This is a genomic window from Arthrobacter sp. 01T414 (genome assembly GCF_056398965.1).
The window spans coordinates 95,994-120,795 of record NZ_JBFTQK010000001.1; the positions used below are offsets into that span (position 1 = coordinate 95,994).

The following is a 24,802-nucleotide window of genomic DNA, read 5'->3' on the forward strand; positions in this document are numbered from 1 at the left end:
GGCGAACAGCGGTAATGTCGCCTTATCTCTTTGTACGTTGAAAGGAAACGCCATTGGCTAGCCAGGACTGGGTGGACAAGGACTTTTACAAGATCCTTGGTGTCGCCAAGGACGCTTCCGACGCCGACATCAAGAAGGCCTACCGGAAGCTCGCGCGGCAGCACCACCCGGACACCAATGCGGGGGACACCGCATCGGAAAAGAAGTTCAAGGACATCTCCGAGGCCTATTCGGTGCTCTCCGACGCCGACGAGCGCCAGCAGTACGACGCCATCCGGGCCATGGGCGGCGGCGCCCGCTTCGCCCCCGGCGGCGCCGGCGGTGCCGGTGGCGGCGCGGGGTTCGAGGACCTCTTCGGCGGCCTCTTCACCGGCGGCGGCGGACGCCACTCCGGCGGCTACAGCACCGCCGGTGGCATCCCGCCTGAATTCGCCGACCTGTTCGGCGGCGGCGGCTTCGGCGGCGGCCAGTCCTTCCAGCGCGGGCCCCAGAAGGGCGCCGACCGGACCGCCTCCACCAGCATCTCCTTCGCCGGATCCATCCGCGGCACCACTATCGGGCTGCGCGAGCCGGATGGCGAAGTGATCGACGTGCGCATTCCGGCCGGCATCAAAGACGGCCAGAAGGTCCGCGTCCGCGGCAAGGGACAGTACGGCCCGGCCGGCAACGGCGACCTCATGGTCACCGTCTCGGTCAAACCGCACGACTTCTACATCCGCGACGGCGACAACCTGCGGATCCATGTCCCGGTCACCTTCCCGGAGGCTGCCCTGGGTGCCGACATCGAGGTTCCCACCCTCGACGGCGACAAGGTCAAGGTCCGGGTGCCCGCGGGCACCCCCACCGGCCGAACGCTGCGCGTCAAGGGCCGCGGGGTCAAGCATGCCAAGGCCACCGGGGACCTGCTGGTCACCATCGACGTCGCCGTGCCGAAGAAGCTGAACAAGGACGCGGAGGAGGCCGTCAAGGCGTTCGCCGCGGCCACCGCCGGCGAGGACGTCCGCGCCGGTCTGGCAGCCAAGGCCCGGCTGTAGGAGTCCTGCCATGGACATCGAGTTCGACCAGCCCATCTTCGTCATCTCCGTCGCCGCGGAGTTGGCGGACATGCACCCGCAGACGCTGCGCCAGTACGACCGCCTCGGCATCGTCTCGCCCAGCCGCGCGCCCGGCAAATCCCGGCGGTACTCGCAACGCGACGTGAACATGCTCCGCGAGGTGCAGCGGCTCTCGCAGGAGGGTGTCTCACTCGAAGGCATCAAGCGGATCCTGCAACTGGAGAACCAGGTGGCCGCGCTGCAGCACCGGGTCACCGAGCTGACCGAGGAGCTTGGCCGGCGCAGGCAGCCGCTGGACTCCCGCATCTTCGCGGCCGGGGCGGCCGGCGACGTCGTGACGCTCGCCCGCGGCCAGCGGCCCCGGCCCCGTTCCCAAGCCCTGGTGCTGTGGCGCCCCCGGGAGATGCCCTAAACCGGCTCCAAGTAGTCGGCCGGGATGAACTGAGTACTCGAGCGAAAATTCGGGTGGTTCAGACCGCATAGTCGGGTACCGGCAGGCCGTGACTTCCCGCCTGCCCGCCCGGTTGAATGGTCTTGGCAGCCGGACGGCCGCCAAAGGGACAGCCGAATGACACGGCTCCAGTGCAAAATGTCGGGGGGCACAGCACATGCTTCAGTCAACCATTCCGGGCGCGGCAGCGCCGGCGTCCGCAACGATCGCGGGCCGGCCATGAACACCGGGCTGTACGCCGTGGCTCTCTTCGGACATTCCCTGCCGGGCCTACTCCTGCTCTCTCTTGGACAAGCCATCGTGGTGGTCTGCGTCTGCTTCGATATGGTCCGGACGGTCTCCGTGCCGCGTTCCAGGCGACGCTACATCGCCAACACCGTGTTCCGGACGCTGGCGCTGCCGTCCATTATCTGCATGTCCCTCGTCGTGCTGGTCCATGCCGCGTCCGGTGCCTGGGAACAGGTGGCCGCCGGAGTCTTCGTCCTGGTGGCAGTGATCTTCCGCTGGCACCACGACACGGACGAGGACAGCTGGTGGACGGGCAAGGGGAAGGCGCTCGGACGCTGGCTTCGCGGGAAACTGGCGGCGCCGCCGGCGACCGCACCGGCCGCCGCTTGAGCCGCTGGGCGAACCGCTTCAGGCGATCGCATTGATAATGTTCCAGCCGTCCCCGACCCGGACCCGCGGGAGCCATGATCCGCTTCCGCTCCGCGGGTATAGCCAGAGCGAGCCGGCGCTGTCGCGGGCAAGGACGTCCGGCGTGCGGTCGCCGGTGAGGTCCCCGGGGCTCATTACGGCGCTCATGCTGTTCCACCCGTTGCCGACGAGCACACGGGGAAGCCAGCCTCCGGTGCCCGTGCCGCGGTAGAGCCACAGCCGGCCGCTGGCCGTCTCCCGGGCCAGGACGTCGGCTGCACCGTCGCCGTCGAAATCCCCCGGGGCGACGAACGCATTGAAGATGTTCCAGCCGCTTCCGACCCGCACCCGGGGCAGCCAGCCGCCCGCGCCGTTGCCCGGGTAGAGCCAGAGGACGCCGGTCGCCGTCTCGCGGGCCAGCAGGTCGACGCGCTGGTCCCCGTTGAAATCGCCCGGTCCGACGATGCCGTTCATGAGTTGCCAGCCTTTGCCGGCCAGTACCCGGGGGAGCCAGCCGCCCTTGCCGTTGCCTCGGTACAGCCAGAGGTTGCCGGTCGCGGTCTCCCGCGCGACGACGTCCAGCGGGCCGTCGCCGTTGACATCCCCGGGAGTTTCGATGGCGTTGAAACCGGACCAACCGGTCCCGATCTTGATGCCCGGTGACAGGGTACCCCGCCCCGTCCCGGGGTAGAGCCGCAGCTCGCCGGTGGCCGCGACCCGGGCCAGCACGTCGTTGTTCCAGTCGCCATTGAAGTCCGCCGTCGCCCGGGAGAGAGTGGAGGCAGGCACCGGCAGGGCGGTGAAGCCATAGGGGTCGCAGGTGAGGTCGTAGTCGCGGACGTCGTCGTACCACTGGGAGAGATAGACGCGGCCGCCGGAGAAGCTGGCCTGCCGGCACCGGTCAAGGGCTTCGGCCGGGTAATCGAGGCGCCCGGCGGTGGCCCAGACCGGAACGCCCGGCAGCCACCACGAGCCGGTGATGTCCTGCCAGCCGGCGGCATAGGAGTAGACGCCGTAGGAGTAGCCAGCATCCCGGAGGCCCCGCATCAGGCCCTCCACCACGTACCGGTTCTCACGCCGCTGCACCGCGGTGGCGGCGGGCCAGGGCTGGGCCGGACGGGGCTCCACGTCGATCCAGACGACGGGAGGCCGGAAGCCTGCCCGCTGCAGGCTGCCGACGGCGAAGCGGGCCTCGGCGTAGCCGACATTCGAGAGCTGTCCGGCCCGGGTACCCGCGGACCACGGTCCCTGCCCGCGGTAGGTGGCCAGCTGGGCCGCGGTGGGGAAAGCCGCCATGGTGTAGCCATGGGCGCGCTTATTGTTGGTGCCGACCCAGCCCACCTGGCTGGCCAGGCACGGATTCTCGGTGAAGGGCAGCCCCCGGGTCAGACCCAGCACCACAAACTGGGTGGTGGCCGGCGGCAACGGGAGCCCCAGGCCGCCCACTGCCGTCGGGCACTGGGGCCAGGAGATGTCGTGTCCATACAGGGTGGCCGCCGCGGCCGGCGGAGCGGTGCCCGGCATCAGCCCCAGCACCAGCGCCATTGATGCCAGCACCGATGCCAGCCGACGCTGCCGGCGCGCCGCCGCGCCCCTGAAACGTATCCGCGCGGCCATGGCTACCGCTCCTTCGCCCAGGCTCGTTCCGATATGCACCATTGGACACCCGGAGCGTAGGCCCGCGGTAGGGCTGGACGGCTCGCCGCCAGGGGGCTGGCCGTCAGTCGGTGAACAGTCCGGCCAGATCGTCGGCCGTCAGCGCGCCGCCGGAGAGGGCATCGCCCTCCATCACGTCCGCGAACAGCTGGGACTTTTTGGCCTTGAGCGCCATGACTTTTTCCTCGATGGTGTCCTTGGCGACCAGCCGGTAGACCATCACGTTGCGGGCCTGGCCGATCCGGTGCGTGCGGTCCACGGCCTGCRCCTCGGAGGCCGGGTTCCACCACGGGTCCAGGAGGAACACGTAGTCCGCCTCGGTGAGGTTCAGGCCGAAGCCGCCGGCCTTGAGGCTGATCAGGAAGACCGGGGCCGCGCCGTTCTTGAATTCGTTGACGACGTCGCTGCGGTTGCGGGTGCTGCCGTCGAGGTAGCAGAACTCAATGTCCTCCTCGACGAGCCGCTCGCGGACCTTGCCGAGGAAGCCGGTGAACTGGCTGAAGATCAGCGCGCGGTGGCCCTCGGCCACCAGGTCCTCCAGTTGCTCGAACAACACGTCCAGCTTGCTGGAACGTACCCCGGAGAGCGAGGGATCGATCAGTGACGGGTCCAGGCTGAGCTGGCGCAGCAGGGTCAGCGACTGGAAGATCGTGAAGCGGTTCTTGTTGACGTCCTCGATCAGGCCCAGGATCTTCTGCCGCTCGCGTTGCAGATGCGTCTGGTAGACCTTCTGGTGCCGCGGATTCAGCACCACCTCAAGGATCTGCTCCTGCTTGGGCGGAAGATCATGGATGACCTGTTCCTTGGTGCGGCGCATCATCAGCGGCCGGACCCGGCGCCGGAGCTTGTCCAGCTGCGCCTTGTCACCGTTCTTCTCGACAGGCTTCTGGTAGTACTCGGCGAAGCGCTTGGGGCTGGAGAAGAGTCCCGGCGCCACGATGGAGGTCAGTGCCCAGAACTCCATCAGGTTGTTCTCCAGCGGGGTGCCGGTGATCGCGAGCTTGAAGCCGGCGGGGAGCTTCCGGGCGCACTGGTAGGCCTTGGACTGGTGGTTCTTCACGAACTGCGCCTCGTCCAGGACCAGGCCCGCCCACTGCCGGGAGGCGTAGGCCTCGTAATCGATCCGGAACAGCGCGTAGGACGTGATCACGATGTCCGCCCCGGCCATGGCCTCGGCCGGCACCGAACCGCTCTTGGCGAAGGTCTCGCTGATGGCCCGGACCGTGAGGCCGGGCGCGAACCGCGCGGTCTCGGCCTGCCAGTTGCCGACCACGCTGGTGGGAGCGACCACCAGGAACGGTGCACCGCCGGGGGAGGAACCGGGCGAGACTCCGACGACGGCGGCCGCGGCGTCGCCGTCGTCGGCCCCCGGGGCAGGCGTCTCCGGGACAGCCGCCTCCGCTGCGATCTTGGCCGCGCAGATCAACGCCAGGGCCTGGACGGTTTTGCCGAGGCCCATGTCATCGGCCAGCACGCCGCCGAGCCCGTGGCGGTAGAGGAAACTCAGCCAGTTGAAGCCCTCGAGCTGGTAGGGGCGCAGCTCCGCGTTGAGCGTGGCGGGCAGCGGCAGGCCTTTGACGCCGCCCTCCAGCAACCCGCCGACGGCCTCGCGCCAGGCGGCCGCTTGTTCATCGACGATCCCCAGCTGTGCCAGCTCGTCCCAGAGCCCGGCCTGGAACCGGCTGATCTGGAGCGGAGCGTCCTTGTTGTCCTGCAGCTCCCGGGCCTCTTCGATGAGGGCACGCAGCTGGTGCAGCTCGGGCAGGTCCAGGGAGAAATACGCGCCGCTGGGCAGCAACATCTTGGTCTGGCCGGATGCCAGGGCGGAGAACACGGCGGCGAAGGACACCGGCTGGCCCTCGAGCGAAATCTGGATGCCCAGGTCGAACCAGTCCCGCTGGTCGGTGGCCTTGGTGGAGATCGATACCACCGGCGCTTCCTCGGCCTCGCGGTAGTCGGCAATCTCGCCCGCCGTGTCCACGGAGACCTCCCGAAGCTCGCGGAGCGCAGGGAGGACTTCCTCGGTGAAGGCCAGGGTGTCCAAACCGCTGAGTTCCGCGGACGCAGCCAGCCGTGGCGTGCCCCAGCCTCCGGTGGCGGATTCGCCGAGCTTCGGGACGACGTCCCAGGGCTGACCCACGGTCTCCAGGATCCGGGCCTCGGCAGTATCGTCCCGGTAGCCGTGGTCGCCGGGGTGGCGCCACAGCGGCTGGGCCGTGACCAGGTTCCCGGCCTTGTAATGCCATTCCCAGTGCAACCGCACCCGGTGGTCTGCGCCGTAGTTGGCCAGCAGCGACAGGGTGGGCACGGCCAGGGTGGGCAGCTCAACGGAGTCGTCGGAGGCGGTCACCCGGGCCGTCTGCTTGAGCTTGGGATAGAAACCGGTCAGGAACCGCCCCTCGTCCCGGGCCGGGATATGCAGTGTGGTGCCGCCGGTGACGAAGGTCAGGAGTTCTTCGCTGAGCCCGCCCTCCAGCGGTGCCAGCGTGATCCCGGAGTCTCCCGGCGGGATGCCGGGCAGCGCGCCGGCGGCGGAGGTCAGGAAGATCCCGTGCGCGGGGCGGCCGATGGTCCCGACCGACGCCGGATCGACTACCGTGCCCTCGACGGTGATGGTCGGTGCGAGGGCCAGGCCGCCGCCGTCGGCCTCCTCCGCGCCGAGCCGGGTGAGGTTGAGCCCGACGGCGGCAGGCTCCTCGGCCAGCCGGACGGGTTCGTCGCCCTTGCCGTGGACCAGTGCGAGGCCGATCTTCCGGGCTTCGGCCAGCAGGCTCCACAGGTTCTTGCCGGCGTAGGTGTTCAGCCCCAGCCAGGGCGCTGTGCCGGCGTGCTGGCGGTTCGCCTGGGCCGTGTGCGAGGCGAGGAATTCCTGCATCCACTCCACATGGGCCTCGTTGCACTCACGCCGGTAATTCAGGTAGCTCAGCGTGTTCCAGGAAACGTCGCCGCGGATCCACTTGCCCTTGGCCCCCATGATGACGGGCCGCGCCTTGAGCTGGCGGATGCTGCGCAGCGGGTCCCGGCGTCCTGTGTAGGAGAAGTGCGGGGCCGGCTCCTCGATCTCGAACTGCAGGGCCAGCGGGACGCCGCTGGTCGACTGGGTGATCCCCGGCCGGGCGATCAGCGGGCTCAGCGCCTGCTCCCAGTCCGGCAGGTCCAGCGCCGCCGGCTGGCGGGCAAGCCGGGAGGACTCCGCGGGGGCGAGCAGCTGGACCCGGGTGGCAGGGTTGTCCTCGGCGGCAAACAGCAGGGCCGCGACGTGCTTGCAGTCCTTGCGGACCGGGCAGCTGCAGACCCCCACTGTGCAGCTCCAGCCGCCGCCCTTCCGGACCAGCTTCGCCGTCGTCGAATACGGCACCTCGGCGCCGCCGCGGACCTTGCCGAGCATCAGCCCGGTGGCGGGATCGAAGGACATCCCGGTGACGCGGCTTCCCATGGCGTAGGCAAGCCCGGCCGCGAGGGAGCGGTCGTTGATTGCGGGGGTCTGTATTGCCAGTGCCGCACTCTCGTCCGGATGGGATGGCATGTGCGCACTACTTTCAGCAGTTGGTCATCTGATCCATCTTAGCCAGCCTGGCGGGACCCGGAAACTTCGCCGGACGTTCACCTCCCGCTCGGCCGCCCGGAACCGGGCGCGCATAGCGTGGAAGGGATCGCAGCAGCATCAGACACCATCGTGAGGACCCCCATGAGCAGCAGCCTGACCGAGACCCCGACCGCCGCCGGCCACGCCCCGGTCCTGACCCGGGAGAGCCTCCACGGCGGCAACGTGGACGTCGTGGACAACAATGTGGACATCGTCAACGCCATGTACGCGGAGCTGCTCGATGCCGACGAAATCGCGGCCAGCGCCCTGCGCAGCTACTACGTGGACTTCTACCTGACCCAGGCGCTCGGCGGCGGCTTCGCCCAGTACGTCTTCACCGTCCCGGAGCGCCAAGAGATCGACGCGTATGTCCGCGAAGGGCTTGCAGGCATGGGCGCCACCGCGCACCTGGATCTGTTCAACCGCAGCGTGGCGGCCTATGACTCGCTCTCGGAGGAGGAAGCGGATGCCTACCTTGACGGCGACGCCGAGCTTGGCGACGCAGACGGCGCCGACGACGGCGGTGCCCCGCCCGAGGCCGTCCAGCTCCTGGAGGAACTCGACGACCAGTTCGAGCCGCTGCTGGAAACCGAGGACATCGTCGCGCTCAACGCCGCCTGGCTCCGCAGCCAGCCGGACCTGCTGGTCCTGGACGAGGACGAACTCGACCGGCACATCCACGAACGGGTGGCCCGGATCCCCAACCTGGCGGAGCGCCAGGCGGCGGCCGCCGAGGAGGAACTCAGCAGTGCTCCGGAGTTCGAACTGATCATCCGGGAGCTCTGCGAGGTGGCGGGTCATACCCTGCTGAAGATCACCATGGGCGACCCGAACCACGGGCACAACGGCGAGCGGGTCCTGGCCTGGCACTTCACTACCGACCAGGGCGAGTTCCTCATGCTGGAGGACGACGAGGAGGCGTACATGATCCACCCCGAGACGCGGGAGATCGTTGCCGCCGTCGAGTTCGAGGAAGAGGTCGAGGAGGAGCTCGACGCCGGCTTCGGCGCCGGCGCCTAGTAGCCGCCGCCGGCGGCGGAGCTGACCATCTCGCCCGCAGGGTTGACGAGGAACCAGACACCCCCGACGCCCTGGCCGGTGACGTCGCCGGGCGCCCGGTCCTTGGCGTAGTAGTAGACGGGCATCCCGTTGATGGTCAGCTGCTTCTTGCCGTCCGGCGTGGCGATGGTGCCCACCTTGCCGGTGATGCCGTCCACCGCCGGTGCCTCGGAACGGGCGAGCACCGGCGGCCAGGCGGCAATGCAGGAGCCGGTGCAGGCGCTGGTGCCCGAGTCCTTCGTGTCCTTGGTGAAGAGGTAGACGCTCATGCCCTTTGCGTCCACCACCACGCGTCCGGCGCTGGTCGACGCGGTTTTCAATTCAGCGGCCGACGCCGGGGTGCTGGACCCCGCTGTGGCCGGCGCCGCTGTGCCTGCTGCCGACGTGGTCGGCGCCGGGGAGGCCGCCGCCGTCGTCGTGGTCCCGCTGCCCCCAGCGCAGCCGGAAACGACGACGGCGAGGGCAAGGGCCGACAGGGTGGCGCCGAAGTGCTTGGTCATTTTTGGCTCCTTGGCTCGGTGCCGGCCATCTCGCTGTCCGGCTAGCTGATACGACGGCGGCGGGTGAAGAATGGTTCAAGGGCGTTCCGTTGAACTTACGGGCCGGCATATACGTCCTAGTGGGGCAGAGGGACCAAGCCCGGGAGGTGCCGCATGCCGCTGGATGAAGACGTCGTGGCCGCGATTTACCGCGAGCACGGTACGGCCCTGCGGCGGTTCGTCCTGGGCGCCTGCCATGACCCGCAACTGGCGGACGACGTCGTGCAGGAAACGGTGCTGCGCGTGTGGCAGCAGGCGCCGCAGATCACCGGCAGCCTGCGCAGCTATCTGTTCCGGACCGCGCGCAACATCATGATCGACAACTACCGCAAGGCCCAGCGGCGGCCGCGCGAGGCCGTGGAGCGTGAGTTCGCGGACCCTGCCGGCGCCGCGGAACGGGTCGACGAACTGCTCAACAGGGTCCTGATGGAGGAGGCGCTGCTGCGGCTCAGCGCCGAGCACCGAAACGTCCTGGTGGCCCTTCACTACCGCCGTTTCACGGTCCAAGAGGCGTCCGTGCAGTTGAATATCCCAGCCGGCACGGTGAAATCCCGGGCGTACTACGCCGTCCGGGCCCTGCGAACTATCCTCGACGAGATGGGGGTGCAGCAGTGACGGGTACAGAGCTCCACCAACTGCTCGGCGCGTATCTGCTCGGCGGCCTGGAACCGGAGGAGGCCATGGCTTTCGAACGGCATCTCGCCGATTGCCGGGACTGCCGCGCGGGCCTCGAGGAACTCGCCAGCCTGCCGGCGCTGCTCGACGCGGTTCCGGTGTCCGACGCCGTCGCGCTCACCACGCCTTCCAGGACGGCCGAGCCGGCACCGCTTCCCGCGGGGCTGCTTCCGGGGGCCCTGCTCACGAGGCTCGCAGCGCAACGTCGCCGGGTCCGGCTGCTGTGGTCCGGCGCGCTGGCGGGAGTCGCCGCCGTCTGCCTGGCAGTGGGCTTCCTGGCCGGGCCGCTGCTGGCGCAGCAACCCAAACCGGATGCCAGTTACTCGGTGGCGGCCGGCAACGGGCTGCAGCTCAGCGTGGGGCTGGTGAAGAAGACGTGGGGCACCGAACTGGCCGTCGATGGCAGGAGCATGCCCGTGGACGGCACGCTCTCGCTCTGGGTGAAGGGCCGCGACGGCGGCGAAGACCGGGCGTGCTCGTGGACGGCCACCCCCAGCGGAAAGGTGCGGATCACGGGAGCCACTCCGCTGCAGCTGGCCAGCATCGCCAGCATCGAGATGCGCAACGGCCAGCAGCAGGCCGTCGCGGTCATCACGGTTCCGCGCCCTTGAGGCCGGACGGCGGCCTTACTGTCGGACCGGCGGCCGGTTGCTACATCCGGGCGAGCCGGGCCCGTACCGCCAGGAAGATGCCGTAGCAGATCAGGCCCGCGCCGACGGCGGCCAGCATGTAGACGCCGAGCGGCTGCTCACGCAGGGCCTTCAGGCCGCCGTCGAGCCCGGTCGATTCCGCCGGGTTGGCCTTCACGGTGGCGATCACGATCAGCAACCCGGTCAGCAGCAGGGCCACCCCCTTGGCGGCGTAGCCGGCGACGCCGGCAACGGTCACCGCGGTGCGGGTGTGTTCATTGGCGGGCAGGCGCAGATATTTGAGGAACGACTTCCGGAAGCCGCGGATGGCGTAGACGACGCCGGTCACGGCGACGGCGGCACCGATGACGATCAGCAGCAGCACACCGCCCGGCGCCTTCATCAGCTGCACGGTGAGGTCGCTGGTGGAACGGCGGTGATCGGCATGGGCGCCGAGGGCCACCGACGCCAGCGTGAGCCCGAACCCGGCATAGACCACTGCCTGCAGGGCGGCTTTGAGCTTCTTGGCGACCTTGTCTTTGGTGGGCAGATGGCTGAAGTCGAACACCGCGTCGCTGGTCTGCCAGATGGCGAGGGCGACGCAGGCTGCGAAGGCGCTCCACAGCAGCACCGGTCCGGCCGGCTGCTTCGCTAGTTCCTCAACGGCGCCGCTGACATCAGCCTGGCCACGGCCGCCCATTGCGAGCCGGATCGCGACGAGACCGATCAGGAAGTGCAGGATGCCGGAAACGGCGAAGCCTGCCCGTGCCGCGTATTCGAGCGGCTTGGAATTGGTGACGTCCTCGGCGACTTCGGCGGCGTCTTTGAGTTCTCTTTTGATGATCGGTCCTTCGCGTCTTCAGGCTGTGCTGGCGTCTTACCGGCGCCAACCATGCATCTTCGGTAATCGTGCCATGGGAATCTGCTGCGCAACAGCACCTTTACCGCGGTTGCCTTTGCTCGCCGCCGGCTAGGCCCCCTGTTGGGCTGAGTAAGGCTGTGTGCGGGTGTTAGCGGCGCCGGTAGCAGAGATCGAAGATGAGCCGCCCGGCCTCGTGGGCCTTGTTCTCGAAGCTCGTCAGGATCCGGCCTTCGAACCGCGGCGCCCAGCCGCCGGTCTCGTCGACCCCCTCGTTCGGGCCGGTGTGTTCCGTGCTGACCGGCGCCCGACCCTCCTTGACCGGGGCCCCGCCGACGACGGACTCCACCCCCGATTCCCAGACCTGGGTGAGCGGGCTGTCATCGCCGCTGCGCTCGCCTTCGTGCAGGTTCTCGAAGTCGGGGGAGCCGGCCAGGACCTCGCGCACATGTACGGCGTAGTTGGACCAGTCGGTCGCGATGCGCCAGATACCGCCGGGCTTGAGCGCCCGGGCCGCCAGGTCTGCGAAGGCGGGCTGGATGAGGCGACGCTTGTGGTGCCGGGACTTGTGCCACGGGTCGGGGAAGAAGACCCAGAGCTCGGTGACTGAGCCTTCCGGGAGCATGGTGGCAAGCACCTCGGGGGCGTTGGCTTCCACCACCCGGACGTTGCTCAGGCCGCGGCTGTTGATCTTGATGAGGGTGTTGGCCAGGCCCGGGGTGTAAACCTCCACGGCCAGGAAGTCCTTGTCCGGGTTCTCCTCGGCCGCATGGCAGACGGCGTCGCCGAGCCCCGAGCCGATCTCGACGATCAGGGGCGCCTTCCGGCCGAACTCGGCCTCGGCGTCGAACACGTAGTCGGGGTGCACGGAGGTGTTGGCGATGTGTCGGGGGACCTCCACCGCCCACCGGTCCGAGTGTTCTTCCCACGCGGCCTGGCGGCGCCCCTGCAGGCGGGTGCCGCGGCGCACGAAACTGACCGGCCGGCCGCCGTAGGTGCCGAACGACGCCTGGCTGCCGGGGGTCACCGGCCGGGGAGGCTGCGGCATTTCGGGGGATTCTGGGGATTCACTCATCACCTCCAGAATAGTGGAGTTGGCGCACCCCCGGCGGACTGAAGGGCTGCCGCCCGGCCACACGGGGCAGGGCCCGGGCGTCCGTATCGCGGCTCGGACATGCTTTCGGGGCGGCGCTGCAGGCCTGCCAGAATGGGTCCGTGACCACGCCAAGAAACGCGCCCGGGCGCGCCCGCACCGCCGACGACGCCGCCCCGCCCCACCGGGTGGATCCCCTGGTGGACGCCGAGGCGGACGACGTTCCCGCCGCGGGACCCACCGTGCTCGGCAGCCGCCGGACGCTGGCCTATTTGGGCGTCTGCCTGGTGCTGATCGGGCTGAACCTGCGCACTGTCTTCTCCAGCTTCTCCGCGGTCCTTCCGGAGGCGACCTCCGACGCCGGCCTGCCGGGCTGGGCCGTCGTGGCGCTGACCACGGCCCCGGTGACCCTGCTCGGCGTGTTCGCCCCGCTCGCGCCGCGGCTGGCCCGCCGCTTCGGCGCGGAGCGGGTGCTGCTGGGAGCAATGGCCGTGCTGACCGCTGGCCTGTTGCTGCGTCCCCTGGACCTACCCGGCGCCGGGCACCTGCCCGCGCTCCTGGCCGGCACGGCAGCCTGCGGCGCGGCCATCTCACTCTGCAATGTCCTGCTTCCGGGCCTGGTCAAGCGCGACTTCCCGCACCGTCTCGGCCTGATGGGCGGGCTCTACACCACCGCGATCTGCGCGTCAGCGGCCCTCGGCGCCGGCTTCACTTACCCGCTGTTCAGGGCGACCGGTCAATGGACGGCGGCGCTGTGGTTCTGGGCGCTGCCCGCCGGCGTCGCGCTCCTGCTGTTCCTGCCGCTGGCGGTGGCCCAGCCCCACGGGCGGCACCAGATGGCCGCCGGCGGCGTCAACGTGTGGCGCTCGGCGATCGCCTGGCAGGTGACGATTTTCATGGTGCTGCAGGCGATGATGTCCTTCAGCGTCTTCGCCTGGCTCGCGCCGATCCTGCGCGAACGCGGGGTCGACGGCGGCACTGCCGGACTGATCGTGTCCGCCTCGATCGTGCTGCAGATGCTGGGCTCGCTCTTTGCCCCGGCCCTCGCCGCCCGGCTCCGGGACCAGCGCGCCATCAACACCGTGGTCGCGCTGATGACCGGAGGGGGGTTTGCCCTGAGCATCTTCGGCCCCCTGGACCTGGTCTGGGTGTGGACCGGGCTGCTGGGCCTGGGCCAGGGCAGCCTCACCGCGGTGGCCCTGACCATGATCATGCTGCGCACCCGCGACGGCCACACCGCAGCCCACCTGTCCGGCATGATGCAGGGGGTGGGCTACGGTGTCGGGTCGGTCGGGACCCTGCTGGTGGGCCAGTTGCACCAGGCCACGGGATCCTTCGCCGCGGCCGGACTGCTCTTTCTGGTCGTCGGGTCGCTGGCCGCCGTGTTCGGCTACCGGGCCGGCAAGGACCGGTTCGTCGGCGGCTGACCCAAACCCCGGCCGTGTCTGGCCCGCCCGGCCCCGCCCACACTTCCCGGCATCCGCCGGTTGCTCTCTCACTTATGGCTGTTCTGAACCCCTCAGAGCAGCCACAAGTGAGAGAGCAACCCAGGGGCGCGCCAGGTCAGAGGGTGAGGTCCTTGCCCTTTGTTTCCGGAATGGTGAACACGCACGCGGCGGAAATGACCAGGAGGATCACCGCGTACACGTTGAACAGCTGCGGCAGCTGGAGGCTCGTGCCGAGCCACTGCTGGAGGTAGGGTGCGGTCCCGCCGAACAGAGCCACGCAGATCGAGTAGGGCACGCCGACGCCGACCGTGCGGATGCTCGTGGGGAACAGTTCGGCGTAAACGGCGGGAACGATCGCGGCGCTCGCGGCGATGAAAATCAGCATTACGGACATGCTGACGGCCAGCTGCCAGGCCGAATCCTTGAGCAGTGCAGTCATCGGGAAGTGCATGGTGGCTGCGCCGATCGCCCCGGACCACAGCACCTTCTTGCGGCCGATCCGGTCCGAGAGCTTGCCCCAGAACGGCAGCGCCGCGATGAACACGATGTTGCCGATCACACCGGCCCAAAGCGCTTCGCCGCGGTCGATCTTCAGTGCGGTGGTGGCGTAGCTGGGGGCCACGACGCCCCAGATGTAGTAGATCACCGTAAGGCCGACGGTTAGGCCGATCACCTGCAGGGCCTGCTTGCGGTGCCGGACGATCTGCGGCCAGATCGGGGCGCGCTTCTCCGCCGTCGCTTCGCCGGCGAAGACGTCCGTTTCGTGCAGCCGGGACCGCATGATCAGCGCGTACAGGCCCATGGCGGCGCCGACCAGGAACGGGATGCGCCAGCCCCAGGCGTTCATCACCTCGGTGCTCAGGACCATGTTCAGCACCGCGCCCAGCAGGGTGCCGAACAGGATTCCCACCGTGCCGGAGGTGTAGATCAGGGTGGCCCAGAAGCCGCGGTGTTCCTTAGGTGCCATCTCGGACAGGTAGGTCTGCGACGACGGCAGCTCGCCGCCGTGCGCCAGGCCCTGGACCAGGCGTGCCACCAGGAGCATGAACGAGGCCCACGCGCCCACAGCGGCGAACGTCGGTGCGATGCCGATCATCAGGCTGCCCACCGAGGCGAGCCCCACGGCCAGCGTCATGGAGGCCTTGCGGCCGATCCGGTCGCCGATCCAGCCGAACAGGAAACCGCCGAAGGGCCGCGCCACGAAGCCGACGGCGAAAATCGCGAGCGTGGACAGTACGGCGGAGGCGGGATCGGCCTTGCTGAAGAGTTGGCTGGCGATGAACGGGGTGAACGTGGCGTAAATCGCCCAGTCGTACCACTCGACGGCGTTGCCGATGCCGGTGCCGATGATCGTCTTGCGGGTGGAGGTCCGGTTTGCCGTCGGCAGGGACGCGGTTGCTGTCATGGGTTTCTCCCTCAGGGGTAGGGCTAGGAAAGGGTGGAGGCGGCGTTGGCCGCAGCGGGGGCCTGGGCGGCCGCGAGGGCAGCCAGCCGGGAAACGGCAAGCTCCGCATAGAGTGCCGCGCCGTCGGACAGCACAGCGTCGTCGAACGTGGCGTACGGGGAGTGGTTGAACGCGGAGGTGGCGTGGTCGGCGTCGCGGGGGACGGCGCTCAGCCCGATGAACGTGCCGGGGACCTCGGCGAGGACCCGCGAGAAGTCCTCCGAACCGCTCAGCGGCGTGGCCCAGCGGGCGAGCCGGGAGTCGCCGAACAGGCCTTCGATGACATTCTCGGCGGTGTGGGTCTCGTCCTCGTCCGTGATGGTAAGCGGATATTCCTGCTGGTAGTCGACGTCGACCTCGAGCCCGTGCGCTGCGGCGATGCCCTTCAGCAGCCGCGGCACGGTGTCCATCATTTTCTGCCGGGAGGCCTCGGAGAAGGTCCGGATGGTGGCCTCGATCCGGGCGGTCTCCGGGATGATGTTGCGCTTGGTGCCGGCCTGCAGAACCCCGACGGAGAGCACAACCGGGTCGAACATGTTGAACTGGCGGGTGACCATGACCTGGAGGGCGGTGACCATTTCGGCGGCCGCGGTGACCGGGTCCTTGGCCGAATGCGGGGCCGAGCCGTGTCCGCCGGCGCCCAGCACGGTCACCATGAGGCCGTCGGAGGAGCTGAGCATGACGCCGGGCTTGGTGCAGAAGGTGCCGTGCGGCTCCAGTGCGGAGAAGACGTGCATGCCGTAGGCGGCATCCACCCGGCGGCCGGCGGCGTCCAGCACGCCCTCGCGGATCATGTGGGCGGCGCCGTCGAAGCCCTCCTCGCCGGGCTGGAACATCAGCACGACGTCGCCGGCCAGCCGGTGCCGCCGTTCGGCCAGCAGCGTCGCGGCGCCGGTGAGCATGGCGGTGTGCAGGTCGTGGCCGCAGGCATGCATGGCGCCGTCGACCCTGGACGTGAAGTCCACTCCCGTCTTCTCCTGCACCGGAAGACCGTCCATGTCCGCCCGCAGGAGCACCGCGGGGCGCGTCTCCGCGCCGTTGCCGGACCCCTGGCCGCGCAGCACGGCGGTGACCGAGGTGGTGTCCGTGCCCAGGGTGATCTCGTACCCGAGCCCGTCGAGCGCCTTGAGCACCTTCTCCTGCGTGCGGGGCAGTGCCAGCCCGATCTCGGGCTCACGGTGCAGCTCGTGGCGGAAGCGGGCAAGGTCCGGCTGCATTTCCCGGGCGTCTGCGGTGATCGGCACGTGTTCTCCTTGATGGTCGGGGGAGGGTGAGCCCAGCGGGGGCTTCCTCGACTATTCTGAAGTGATGCGGTTCACAAGCCGCCAAAGGGCTGGAAAAATTCACCAGGCGCGCGAATTCACATTTTTTATGCACAGAGGAGGGTCTGTTGCTTGAACTCAGCGAAGATGACCTCGCCCTGATCAACGTCCTGCAGATCGCACCCCGGCTGAGCTGGGCCGATGCCGCCGAGGTGCTGGGCGTTCACGCCACCACCCTCGCCGCCCGCTGGGAGCGGCTCCGGGATGCCGGCGTTTCCTGGATCACCGCCCACCTGATCGGTGACCCGCACCAGATGTGCCTGGCATTTGTCGCCGTGGACTGCGAGATGCACCGCCGCGCGGAGGTCACCGCCCGGCTGGCCGAGATGCCGGAAATCATCACGGTAGAGGAGGCCGCCAGCAACCGGGACCTCATGCTGACCGTCATCACGCCCTCCCTTGATGACTTCAGCACGAAGGTGGTCTCGAGGCTGAAAGAGATCGACGGGCTGCTCAAGTACCAGACCGCGCTGTGCACCAGGCTGCACGCAAGCGGCGGATCCTGGCGGCTCAATGTGCTCAGTCGTGCGCAGCAGGCCACCGTGAAGGCGCTGGCCGGGGCCGAGGCCACCGGAGGCATCCCGGCTGCCGCCCGGGAGAACCTCCCCGCCAGCCACCTGGCGCTGCTGCCGTTCCTGGCCAAGGACGGCCGGGCGACGGCTGCGGAGATCGCCCGCGGGCTCGGCAGGCATCCGGCCACCGTCCAGCGCCAGCTGAACCGGGTGCTGGCGAGCGGCATCCTGTCCTTCCGCTGCGAGGTCGCCCAACGGTTTTCGGCCTTTCCCGTCACCTGCCAGTGGTTCGTCAACGTCCCTGCCGGACGGCACGAGGCGGCGGCCGCCGAACTCCGGACCATACGGAATGTGCGGCTCAGCGCCTCCACTACCGGCCCGACCAACTTTGTGATCGTCATGTGGCTGCAGTCCCTGGCGGATGTCATGAGCATTGAACTGGCGTTGCAGCAGAAGGTGCCCGGGATCGATCTGGTCGAAAGCGTCGTCATGCTGAGCACGGTCAAACGCGTGGGCTGGATGCTGAATCCGGATTCCCGGGCGAGCGGCGCCGTCGTGGTTCCGGCCCAGGGCCTCGACGCGGCAGGGTGAGCCGTGCCGGACCGTAGGGGCGGACGCTTCCGCCGGCTGCGCCTCTTGTAGGCTGTGGCACGTGCCCCGAAAACTCCCGCGCCAGCCGCGTGTTGACCCCGCCCCGGAGACCGGCGGGATCTTCCACCGGAGCTACCTGCTGGTGAGCCTCGGCGCGCTGGCCCTCGTGTTCCTGGCGGCCTTCGAGTCGCTAGCAGTGACCACCATCATGCCGCTGGTCAGCCGTGAACTGGACGGCGCCAGCCTCTATGCGCTGGCGTTCGCCGGTCCGCTGGCGACGGGCGTCATCGGGATGGTGGCCGCAGGGAACTGGTCGGACCGGCGCGGCCCGGTCGGCCCGCTCTATGCGTCCGTGGCACTGTTCGTCTTGGGCCTGCTGATCGCCGGATCGGCAGGGACCATGGCCGTGCTCCTCGCCGGGCGGCTGGTCCAGGGGCTCGGCGGCGGCGCGATGACGGTGGCCCTCTACGTGGTGGTGGCCCGCGTCTACCCGCCTGTGCTGCACCCCAAGATCTTCGCCGCTTTTGCCGCGGCATGGGTCATCCCGTCACTTGTAGGYCCGTTCGCCGCCGGCCTGGTGGCTCAACTGCTGAGCTGGCACTGGGTCTTCCTCGGCGTGGTGGGCCTGGTGGTGCCGGCCCTGCTCATGATTGTCCCCGCCCTTCGCGGGCTCCCCGGCGGCTCGGACGACGGCGGTTCGTCCGTCCGGCCGTGGGACTACGGCCGGCTGGCCTGGGCCGCCCTCGCAGCGCTCGCGGTCCTCGGCTTGAACCTGTCCGTGGAACTGCCGGCGGCGGGCTGGGCGCTCGCGGCGGCCGCCGTCGTCGTCGCGCTGGTGGCGGTGCGCCCGCTGGTGCCCCGCGGGACGCTGACGGCCCGGCGCGGCCTGCCCGCAGTCATCCTCGCCCGGGGACTCGCGTCGGCGGCCTTCTTCGGCGCGGAGGTATACCTGCCGTACCTGCTGGTGGAACGCTACGTCTTCACGCCCACCTTCGCCGGGCTGACCCTCACTGGCGGGGCGCTCGCCTGGGCCGCGGCCTYTGCGATCCAGGGCAGGCTCGGAGCCCGGCTGGAGCACCGCCGGGCGATCAGGATCGGCTCCGCGCTGATCCTCGGCGCCGTCCTGCTCGCGCTCGCGACCACGCTGCTGGCTTGGCCGGCCGCCGTCGCGATCACCGGCTGGATCTTCGCCGGCGGCGGTATGGGGCTGATGTATCCGCGGTTGAGCGTGATGACCCTGGCGCTGTCCACCAAGGACACCGAGGGCTTCAACAGTTCCGCCATGTCCATCTCCGACTCACTCGGCGGCGCCCTGGCGCTCGCCTCCACCGGGATCGTCTTCGCTGCCTTCACGACGACGGCGGGCGGCGGGGCCGCGCCCTTCGCGGGGGTCTTCGCGCTCACTGCGGCAATCGGCGTCCTGGGCGTGGCGGTCGCCCCGCGCGTGTCCGGCGCCGGCCCGGCTTAGGCGCGTTCCGCACCCAACTGACTCGCAGTTGTTGTCGTTATGGAGGCTCAAAACGACAACAACTGCGAGCTAGTTGGGCGGAGTCGAAAAACGGGAGGGCACACGCAGATGCTAGACTGGAGGAACTTGATGTGCAGTGATGCCCACTTTGGACTCGGCCAACCGGCCGCATCCCCTGCAGGATTCCTCCGGATTTCCGAGCGCAGGACGTGGGCTTTATTCATGTGAGAGGCACATCCTGCGTCGATGAACGCGTTCTATTTGGTCCCGGCGGCCCGCGAAAGCTTGCAGGCAGCCCGGTTGATCACCTGACTTTTCTTCGGCGAACCCCTGGTCCAACCGGCGCCGGGGGCCGATATCCGCACGGATACCGCCTGAAAGACCTTCGAAAAACATGACTACATTTGCTGCCCTCGGCACGCCCAAGGCCCTTGCCGACACCCTCACCGCCCAGGGGATCGTTGAGCCGTTCCCCATCCAGGTCAAGACCCTGCCGGACACCCTGGCGGGTCGCGACGTCCTGGGCCGCGGCCGCACCGGCTCCGGCAAGACCATCGCCTTCGCCATCCCGCTGGTCGCACGACTCGCTGAGCGGGAAGCCGCGCACTTCCGCAAGCCCGGCCGCCCCATGGGCCTGGTCCTGGCACCCACCCGTGAGTTGGCCACCCAGATCAACGCCACCATCGAGCCGCTGGCCAAGGCCGCCGGCCTGACCACCACCGTGATCTACGGAGGCATCTCCCAGGCCCGCCAGGAAAAGGCCCTCCGCGCCGGCGTCGACATCGTCATCGCCTGCCCGGGCCGCCTGGAGGACCTGATCCGCCAGCGCATCCTGACCCTCGAGGCCGTCGAGATCACCGTCCTGGACGAGGCCGACCACATGGCCGATCTCGGCTTCCTTCCGGTGGTCAAGAAGCTCATGGACATGACCCCCAGCCAGGGCCAGCGCCTGCTGTTCTCGGCCACCCTGGACAACGGCGTGGACAAGATCGTCCAGCGTTACCTGTCCAACCCGCTGACCCACTCGGTGGACGATCCGCAGGCAGCGGTCACCACCATGGAGCACCACGTCCTCGTGGTCAACGACCAGACCGTCAAGAAGCAGCTGATCGTCGAGCTCGCCTCGGGCGCCGGCCGCCGCGTGCTGTTCATGCGCACCAAGCACCACGCCCGCAAGCTGGCCAAGACCCTGACCGACGCCGGCATCCCCGCCGTCGACCTGCACGGCAACCTCTCGCAGAACGCCCGTGACCGCAACCTGGCCGAGTTCTCCTCCGGCGATGTCCGCGTCCTCGTCGCCACCGACGTTGCCGCCCGCGGCGTCCACGTCGACGACGTCGAGCTGGTCATCCACGTGGATCCGCCCACCGAGCACAAGGCGTACCTGCACCGCTCGGGCCGTACCGCCCGCGCCGGTTCCGACGGCACCGTGGTCACGCTGACCCTGCCGGAGCAGCAGTCCGACGTCAAGAAGCTGATGAAGGCCGCCGGCGTCGAGGTCAACTTCGAGCGCGTCACCGCCAACTCGCCGCTGGTTGCAGAACTGGTGGGCGAGATGGCCGAGAAGATCGATCCGCGCACCCGTGCGGCGTTGCTGGCTGCCAAGGCCGCCAAGCAGGGCGGTGGCACCTCCACCGGCGCCAACGCCGAGCGCAAGCGCGCCCGCCGTCAGGCTGCACCCACCGCCGGTGGCCGTGGCGGCCGTGGCGGACGCGGACGGGTTTCCGCAGAGGCCCCCCGCACCGATCTTCCCCGCGCCGAGCGCCGTGCCGTGGCCTATGAGGGCCAGGCCGCTGCCCGCAACGCCGCCGAGCGCGTCGCCGAGAAGAACCAGGACCGGGCCGACGCCGAGCGCGCCGAGCGCCGCAATGCACGGGGCCGTGGCCGCACCACTGCCTACGCGCACCACAACGATGTTCCCGCCGCTGGCGGCCGCGCCTCGGCCGGCAGGGGCTCCGACGGCCGGGCAGCTGAAAGCCGCAGCGGCTCCGCTCCCCGTACCGGCGGCGCACCGCGCACCGGTGGGGCACCGCGCACCGGCGCCGGCCGTGCAGGCGGCTCCACGGGTGGCCAGCGCGGCGGACGTCCGGCAACCGGCCAGCGCGCCGCAGCCGGCGCCAAGTCCGGCGGCTCCGCTCCGGTCTGGTCCTCCAACACCGGTGGCACCTCCGGCGGATCCTACGCAGGCGGCGGCAACGGCCGTTCCGGCGAAGGCCGTCCGGCACGCAGCGGCGGCCCCCGCCGCGCGTCGGCACCGGCGTCGAACGAACGCCGCAGCCGCTAGGCCGTAGCCGCTAATCCGCAACGAATGCTCCGAAACCGCCGTTTAGAAGGTTCATAACGGCGGTTTCGGAGCAGCCGATGCGCTTGGCGGGGCCTACCAGCCGCGGGCGCGCCACTCCTCCAGGTGCGGGCGTTCCGCGCCGAGGGTCGTCGGCTGGCCGTGGCCCGGGTGCACCACGGTGTCATCCGGATAGACGTTGAACAGCCGCTCGGTGACATCGCTGAGCAGTTGGGCGAACCGGTCCGGATCCTTTTGGGTGTTGCCCACTCCGCCGGGAAACAGCGAGTCGCCCGAAAAGATGTGTGCCGGGCCCTCCGGGTCCTGGTACATGAAGGCGACCGAACCCGGGGTGTGGCCGCGCAGGTGCACCGCCGTCACGTCGAACCCGTCGAAGTTCCCGACGTCGCCGTGGTCCAGGAGTACATCGACCTTCACCGGCAGCTCCGGGGCGTCGTCCGTTCCGGCGGCCGTCTTGGCGCCCGTGGCCTCTACCAGCGCCGGCAGCGCACGGACGTGGTCCCAGTGCTGGTGCGTGGTGGCGATCAGTGCCAGTTTCGGCGTCGCGGCCGTGTCCGCAGCGGCGTCGGCGAGCAGCCCCTGGATGGCGTCGACGTCGTCGGCCGCATCAATCAGGAGCTGCGCGCCGGAAGCCTTCGCGGTCAGCAGGTACACGTTGTTGTCCATCTCGCTGACCGAAATCCGGCGGATGGTGACGTCTCGAAGCGAATGAATGAGTGAGTCCATGGGCTTCAGTCTAGGACCCGCTATTCGCGGCCCTGCGAGACCCAGTTGGGGTCCGCAGCACGGGATCCGACGACGGCGTCCGCGGCAGCGTCGAGCCGTTCCAGCTGCGCTGGGGTCAGCTCGAGCGCCAGGGCTCCCCAGTTCTCATCGATCCGGGCTGCCTTGCGGGTGCCGGGGATGGGGACCACGGGCAGTCCGAACTTGCGGCTCTGGGCCAGCAACCAGGCCAGCGCCACCTGGGCCGGCGTTGCGGCGTTGGCCGGGGTGGTGAGTTCCGCGGCGACCGCCTGGACCGTGGCGACCACGGCCTGGTTGGCATCCAGTGCGGACTCGGCGAAGCGGGGGATATTGCGGCGGAAGTCGTTGCTGCCCAGCTTCGACGCGTCGACCGTGCCGGTGAGGAATCCCCGGCCGAGCGGCGAATACGGCACAAAGCCCACGCCGAGCTCGGCGGCGGCAGGCACGATGTTGCGTTCCACGTCGCGGCTCCAGATGGACCACTCGCTCTGGACTGCGGCGATCGGGTGGACGCTACTGGCCTCGCGCAGCTCCTCAGCCGTCACCTCGGACAGGCCAAGGTGCTTGACCTTCCCGGCCTGTACAAGCTCCGCCATGGCCTCCACGGTTTCCACAATCGGAACGCGGAGGTCACGGCGGTGCATGTAGTACAGGTCGATGGTGTCGGTGCCCAGGCGCTGCAGGCTGCGGTCGACGGCCTGCTTCACGTAGGCGGCGTCGCCGCGGATGTCCGAGTAGCCGGTCGACGGAGTTCCCACCAGGGCGAACTTGGTAGCCAACTGCACCTCGCCGCGTCGATCCTTGAGTAGCTTGGCGATCAACTCCTCGTTGCTGCCCCCGCCGTAGATGTCCGCGGTGTCGATGAAGCTCACACCCGCGTCCACGGCATGGTGCAGGGTGGCCAGGGCCTCGGCCGGATCCACTTCGCCGTACACCGGGGTCAGGGCCATGCCGCCGAACCCCAGGGGGCTGACGCTGAGGCCGTCGCCGAGCTGGACTGATGCTGCCGTCATCTTTGAACTCCTTCGTTGCCGGAATTGCCGTCCCAGCCAAGAACTCCGGCAGGCGCGCGGCTATTCCGACGCTCCTGCCCAGTTCGTGTTGGCGGCCGGGCCTGGGACACGGCGTGTCGCCCCGGAATCCCGCCTCGGCCGCGGACTAACCGGGCGGGAGCGTACCGTGCGGAAGTGAACGGGGCGGGTCGGGTTCGCCGGCCGGGAGCAGCTTCAGGCCCGCCGCGCAGCCCACGATCCCGGCAATGAACAGCAGCTTCAGCGGGCTGGCGGGCTCGACGCCGGTGACCATCGCCCAGCCGACCGTCAGGGCAGCCCCGATTCCCACCCAGACGGCGTAAGCCGTGCCGAGCGGGATGCGCTTCACCGCCACACCCAGCCCCACCATGCTCAGCGTGGCGGCCACCGCGAACACGAGCGTGGGCAGCGGCCGGGTAAAACCGTCGGAGAGTCCCAGCGCTGTGGCCCACACGGCTTCAAGCACGGCGGAGGCGAGCAGGATCAACCACGCCAGCGTCGTTGCGGGTGCCCCGACCCGCCCGATCCCCGGTTCGGCCATCACGCCACAACCTTCAGGCCGACCACGCAGGCGACAATGCCGCCGAGCAGCAGGATCCGTCCACCGGTCGCCCGCTCAACTTTGGTGGCCATGGCGTAGGCGGAGGTCAGCACCACGCCGACGCCCACCCAGACGGCATAGGCGGTCCCGGTCGGGATGGACTGCATCGCTATAGCCAGGCCGCCGGTGCTGGCCAGGACGGAAACGAGGAAGAGGGCGGCCGGCGGGATCCGCCGTCGGCCGGTGGCCTGCGAGGTCCGGTGCAGGGCTGCGGCCCAGACGGCCTCCAAAGCGCCGGAAAGGATGAGAATCAACCACGACATGACTGCTCCTGCGGCCAGTCTTGTCGCGTGCCGGGTACTGAACCGTCGTCCGGAGGCCACCAAAGGAGGGGCCTTGAATCCAGCCTAGCAAGCCTGGTCGGGAACTGGCCGGTCGGTGCGGCCCGGGCGAAGGACGAGGAAAGCTAGCCGGCGACGTTCCCCGCGTCCGGCTCAGACGGCTCGGCCGGCTCTGCCGGATCAATCGAGACGACGGCGAGGAAGCCGCGGCCGAGGATTTCCGGGGTGCCGGTGTCAGAGCCGACGACGGCGTCGTAACGCTCCAGCGCCTGCGGTGCGGTTTCTCCGGCATCCGTGTCCGCTCCGGTGCTGACGGTGGCCTGTCCCTGCAGCAGGATGCCGAACTGGCCGGCAAAGAGCGGGTGGGCGCGTTTCTTGGAGAGCTCAATGATGGACGTGTAGCCCTTGAAGGCGCCCGTGCGGGTGATGACGTTCAGGTCCCGGATGTCGCCGGTCGGCAGGGCGCCGGCAGCCTCCGCATCGCCGGAAAAGCGGTACGGCCGGTACTTCTCGAGCGGATGCTCGGCGCCGTCCACGGTCAGGGCCAGCAGCTCGCCCTCGACCACCGTGAGCACCCGTTCCATCCCGGCGAAACGGGAGAAAGCACCGGCCCGCGTCACCTCGGCGATGCTCACGCGCCAGTCCCAGCCGTCGCCCGCCGCGGCACCTGGACCCGCGTTCTGCGGGAAGCTGGCCACTTCGCGGGTCACTCCGCCGCCGTTGCGCCAGGGGACGGGCTTGAGCTTGGCGTACCGGATAATCTCCATCCACCCAGCCTAGCCGCCGGCAGCCAGGCGTCCGCGTCAGTCGCCGAGCCCCC

22 protein-coding genes and 1 riboswitch are annotated in these 24,802 nt (G+C 69.4%); of the genes, 10 read left to right on the plus strand and 12 right to left on the minus strand.

Annotated features, from left to right (window positions below):
• Positions 1–53: 53 nt before the first annotated feature.
• The 3 genes from AC1DK9_RS00395 (at position 54) to AC1DK9_RS00405 (ending at position 2,124) form a co-directional block, all read left to right on the plus strand.
• Complete coding sequence (locus tag AC1DK9_RS00395; RefSeq protein WP_476914676.1) at positions 54–1,034, plus strand: DnaJ C-terminal domain-containing protein; 981 nt, start codon at positions 54–56, stop codon at positions 1,032–1,034.
• A 10-nt stretch (positions 1,035–1,044) separates the two neighbouring features.
• Positions 1,045–1,467 carry a heat shock protein transcriptional repressor HspR gene (locus AC1DK9_RS00400; RefSeq protein WP_476861992.1) on the plus strand — a complete coding sequence of 141 codons (423 nt, stop codon included), beginning with the start codon at positions 1,045–1,047 and terminating at the stop codon, positions 1,465–1,467.
• A gap of 258 nt (positions 1,468–1,725) precedes the next feature.
• Positions 1,726–2,124 (plus strand): hypothetical protein, encoded by a 399-nt coding sequence (locus AC1DK9_RS00405; RefSeq protein ID WP_476861993.1) that lies wholly within the window; start codon positions 1,726–1,728, stop codon positions 2,122–2,124.
• 18 nt (positions 2,125–2,142) lie between these two features.
• On the opposite strand, the gene AC1DK9_RS00410 is transcribed toward AC1DK9_RS00405, so the two are convergent.
• Positions 2,143–3,759: an FG-GAP repeat domain-containing protein gene (locus tag AC1DK9_RS00410; RefSeq protein WP_476914677.1), complete on the minus strand. Its 1,617-nt coding sequence runs from the start codon at positions 3,757–3,759 to the stop codon at positions 2,143–2,145.
• A 103-nt stretch (positions 3,760–3,862) separates the two neighbouring features.
• Positions 3,863–7,324, minus strand: coding sequence for a DEAD/DEAH box helicase (locus tag AC1DK9_RS00415; protein ID WP_476914678.1), 3,462 nt, complete (start codon positions 7,322–7,324; stop codon positions 3,863–3,865).
• Positions 7,325–7,486: 162 nt separating this feature from the next.
• Here AC1DK9_RS00415 and AC1DK9_RS00420 point away from each other — a divergent pair, with 162 nt between their 5' ends.
• A complete protein-coding gene (locus AC1DK9_RS00420; RefSeq protein ID WP_476914679.1) occupies positions 7,487–8,404 on the plus strand; it encodes a DMP19 family protein in 918 nt (305 codons plus the stop codon).
• Here AC1DK9_RS00420 and AC1DK9_RS00425 read toward each other — a convergent pair.
• Positions 8,401–8,943, minus strand: coding sequence for a COG4315 family predicted lipoprotein (locus AC1DK9_RS00425; protein WP_476914680.1), 543 nt, complete (start codon positions 8,941–8,943; stop codon positions 8,401–8,403). The genes AC1DK9_RS00420 and AC1DK9_RS00425 overlap by 4 nt on opposite strands.
• A gap of 153 nt (positions 8,944–9,096) precedes the next feature.
• Between AC1DK9_RS00425 and AC1DK9_RS00430 the strand changes: the two genes are divergently transcribed.
• On the plus strand, positions 9,097–9,597 hold the full coding sequence (locus AC1DK9_RS00430; RefSeq protein WP_476914681.1) for a sigma-70 family RNA polymerase sigma factor: 501 nt from the start codon (positions 9,097–9,099) through the stop codon (positions 9,595–9,597).
• Positions 9,594–10,268 (plus strand): anti-sigma factor, encoded by a 675-nt coding sequence (locus AC1DK9_RS00435; RefSeq protein ID WP_476914682.1) that lies wholly within the window; start codon positions 9,594–9,596, stop codon positions 10,266–10,268. The genes AC1DK9_RS00430 and AC1DK9_RS00435 overlap by 4 nt, the downstream gene beginning before the upstream one ends.
• Before the next feature lie 40 nt (positions 10,269–10,308).
• On the opposite strand, the gene AC1DK9_RS00440 is transcribed toward AC1DK9_RS00435, so the two are convergent.
• Positions 10,309–11,127 (minus strand): DUF1206 domain-containing protein, encoded by an 819-nt coding sequence (locus AC1DK9_RS00440; RefSeq protein ID WP_476862615.1) that lies wholly within the window; start codon positions 11,125–11,127, stop codon positions 10,309–10,311.
• 169 nt (positions 11,128–11,296) lie between these two features.
• Positions 11,297–12,220, minus strand: coding sequence for a tRNA (guanosine(46)-N7)-methyltransferase TrmB (gene trmB / locus AC1DK9_RS00445; RefSeq protein ID WP_476862000.1), 924 nt, complete (start codon positions 12,218–12,220; stop codon positions 11,297–11,299).
• Positions 12,221–12,435: 215 nt separating this feature from the next.
• Between trmB and AC1DK9_RS00450 the strand changes: the two genes are divergently transcribed.
• Positions 12,436–13,665 carry an MFS transporter gene (locus AC1DK9_RS00450; RefSeq protein ID WP_476862616.1) on the plus strand — a complete coding sequence of 410 codons (1,230 nt, stop codon included), beginning with the start codon at positions 12,436–12,438 and terminating at the stop codon, positions 13,663–13,665.
• Between the two features lie 136 nt (positions 13,666–13,801).
• On the opposite strand, the gene AC1DK9_RS00455 is transcribed toward AC1DK9_RS00450, so the two are convergent.
• Both AC1DK9_RS00455 and AC1DK9_RS00460 read right to left on the minus strand, forming a co-directional pair.
• Positions 13,802–15,091 (minus strand): MFS transporter, encoded by a 1,290-nt coding sequence (locus AC1DK9_RS00455; protein WP_476914683.1) that lies wholly within the window; start codon positions 15,089–15,091, stop codon positions 13,802–13,804.
• Positions 15,092–15,114: 23 nt separating this feature from the next.
• Entirely contained in the window at positions 15,115–16,374 is a 1,260-nt protein-coding gene (locus tag AC1DK9_RS00460) for a M20 metallopeptidase family protein (protein WP_476914684.1), read from the minus strand.
• 143 nt (positions 16,375–16,517) lie between these two features.
• Between AC1DK9_RS00460 and AC1DK9_RS00465 the strand changes: the two genes are divergently transcribed.
• From AC1DK9_RS00465 to AC1DK9_RS00475, 3 genes are all read left to right on the plus strand, one after another.
• Entirely contained in the window at positions 16,518–17,555 is a 1,038-nt protein-coding gene (locus tag AC1DK9_RS00465; protein WP_476915229.1) for an Lrp/AsnC family transcriptional regulator, read from the plus strand.
• 61 nt (positions 17,556–17,616) lie between these two features.
• Positions 17,617–19,023, plus strand: a complete 1,407-nt coding sequence (locus AC1DK9_RS00470; RefSeq protein ID WP_476914685.1) for an MFS transporter — start codon at positions 17,617–17,619, stop codon at positions 19,021–19,023.
• Positions 19,024–19,417: 394 nt separating this feature from the next.
• On the plus strand, positions 19,418–21,307 hold the full coding sequence (locus tag AC1DK9_RS00475) for a DEAD/DEAH box helicase (RefSeq protein ID WP_476862004.1): 1,890 nt from the start codon (positions 19,418–19,420) through the stop codon (positions 21,305–21,307).
• Between the two features lie 93 nt (positions 21,308–21,400).
• Here AC1DK9_RS00475 and AC1DK9_RS00480 read toward each other — a convergent pair whose 3' ends face one another.
• From AC1DK9_RS00480 to AC1DK9_RS00500, 5 genes are all read right to left on the minus strand, one after another.
• The gene (locus AC1DK9_RS00480) at positions 21,401–22,051 is read right to left on the minus strand and encodes an MBL fold metallo-hydrolase (RefSeq protein ID WP_476914686.1); all 651 of its coding nucleotides are present in this window, start codon (positions 22,049–22,051) and stop codon (positions 21,401–21,403) included.
• Between the two features lie 20 nt (positions 22,052–22,071).
• A complete protein-coding gene (locus tag AC1DK9_RS00485; RefSeq protein ID WP_476914687.1) occupies positions 22,072–23,082 on the minus strand; it encodes an aldo/keto reductase in 1,011 nt (336 codons plus the stop codon).
• A 145-nt stretch (positions 23,083–23,227) separates the two neighbouring features.
• Complete coding sequence (locus tag AC1DK9_RS00490; RefSeq protein WP_476915230.1) at positions 23,228–23,641, minus strand: DMT family transporter; 414 nt, start codon at positions 23,639–23,641, stop codon at positions 23,228–23,230.
• Positions 23,641–23,964 (minus strand): DMT family transporter, encoded by a 324-nt coding sequence (locus tag AC1DK9_RS00495; protein ID WP_476862007.1) that lies wholly within the window; start codon positions 23,962–23,964, stop codon positions 23,641–23,643. The genes AC1DK9_RS00490 and AC1DK9_RS00495 overlap by 1 nt, the downstream gene beginning before the upstream one ends.
• 9 nt (positions 23,965–23,973) lie before the next feature.
• A riboswitch (guanidine-III (ykkC-III) riboswitch) is annotated at positions 23,974–24,041 on the minus strand.
• Between the two features lie 66 nt (positions 24,042–24,107).
• Complete coding sequence (locus tag AC1DK9_RS00500; protein WP_476914688.1) at positions 24,108–24,749, minus strand: HutD/Ves family protein; 642 nt, start codon at positions 24,747–24,749, stop codon at positions 24,108–24,110.
• Between the last annotated feature and the right edge of the window lie 53 nt (positions 24,750–24,802).

What these genes read in the sequence shown, in the direction of transcription:
- AC1DK9_RS00400 (WP_476861992.1), top strand. Translation starts at nt 1,045, where the DNA reads ATGGACATCGAGTTCGACCAGCCCATCTTCGTCATCTCCGTCGCCGCG.
- AC1DK9_RS00405 (WP_476861993.1), top strand. Translation starts at nt 1,726, where the DNA reads ATGAACACCGGGCTGTACGCCGTGGCTCTCTTCGGACATTCCCTGCCG.
- AC1DK9_RS00410 (WP_476914677.1), bottom strand. Translation starts at nt 3,759, where the DNA reads ATGGCCGCGCGGATACGTTTCAGGGGCGCGGCGGCGCGCCGGCAGCGT.
- AC1DK9_RS00420 (WP_476914679.1), top strand. Translation starts at nt 7,487, where the DNA reads ATGAGCAGCAGCCTGACCGAGACCCCGACCGCCGCCGGCCACGCCCCG.
- AC1DK9_RS00425 (WP_476914680.1), bottom strand. Translation starts at nt 8,943, where the DNA reads ATGACCAAGCACTTCGGCGCCACCCTGTCGGCCCTTGCCCTCGCCGTC.
- AC1DK9_RS00430 (WP_476914681.1), top strand. Translation starts at nt 9,097, where the DNA reads ATGCCGCTGGATGAAGACGTCGTGGCCGCGATTTACCGCGAGCACGGT.
- trmB (WP_476862000.1), bottom strand. Translation starts at nt 12,220, where the DNA reads ATGAGTGAATCCCCAGAATCCCCCGAAATGCCGCAGCCTCCCCGGCCG.
- AC1DK9_RS00455 (WP_476914683.1), bottom strand. Translation starts at nt 15,091, where the DNA reads ATGACAGCAACCGCGTCCCTGCCGACGGCAAACCGGACCTCCACCCGC.
- AC1DK9_RS00475 (WP_476862004.1), top strand. Translation starts at nt 19,418, where the DNA reads ATGACTACATTTGCTGCCCTCGGCACGCCCAAGGCCCTTGCCGACACC.
- AC1DK9_RS00480 (WP_476914686.1), bottom strand. Translation starts at nt 22,051, where the DNA reads ATGGACTCACTCATTCATTCGCTTCGAGACGTCACCATCCGCCGGATT.
- AC1DK9_RS00485 (WP_476914687.1), bottom strand. Translation starts at nt 23,082, where the DNA reads ATGACGGCAGCATCAGTCCAGCTCGGCGACGGCCTCAGCGTCAGCCCC.
- AC1DK9_RS00490 (WP_476915230.1), bottom strand. Translation starts at nt 23,641, where the DNA reads ATGGCCGAACCGGGGATCGGGCGGGTCGGGGCACCCGCAACGACGCTG.
- AC1DK9_RS00495 (WP_476862007.1), bottom strand. Translation starts at nt 23,964, where the DNA reads ATGTCGTGGTTGATTCTCATCCTTTCCGGCGCTTTGGAGGCCGTCTGG.
- AC1DK9_RS00500 (WP_476914688.1), bottom strand. Translation starts at nt 24,749, where the DNA reads ATGGAGATTATCCGGTACGCCAAGCTCAAGCCCGTCCCCTGGCGCAAC.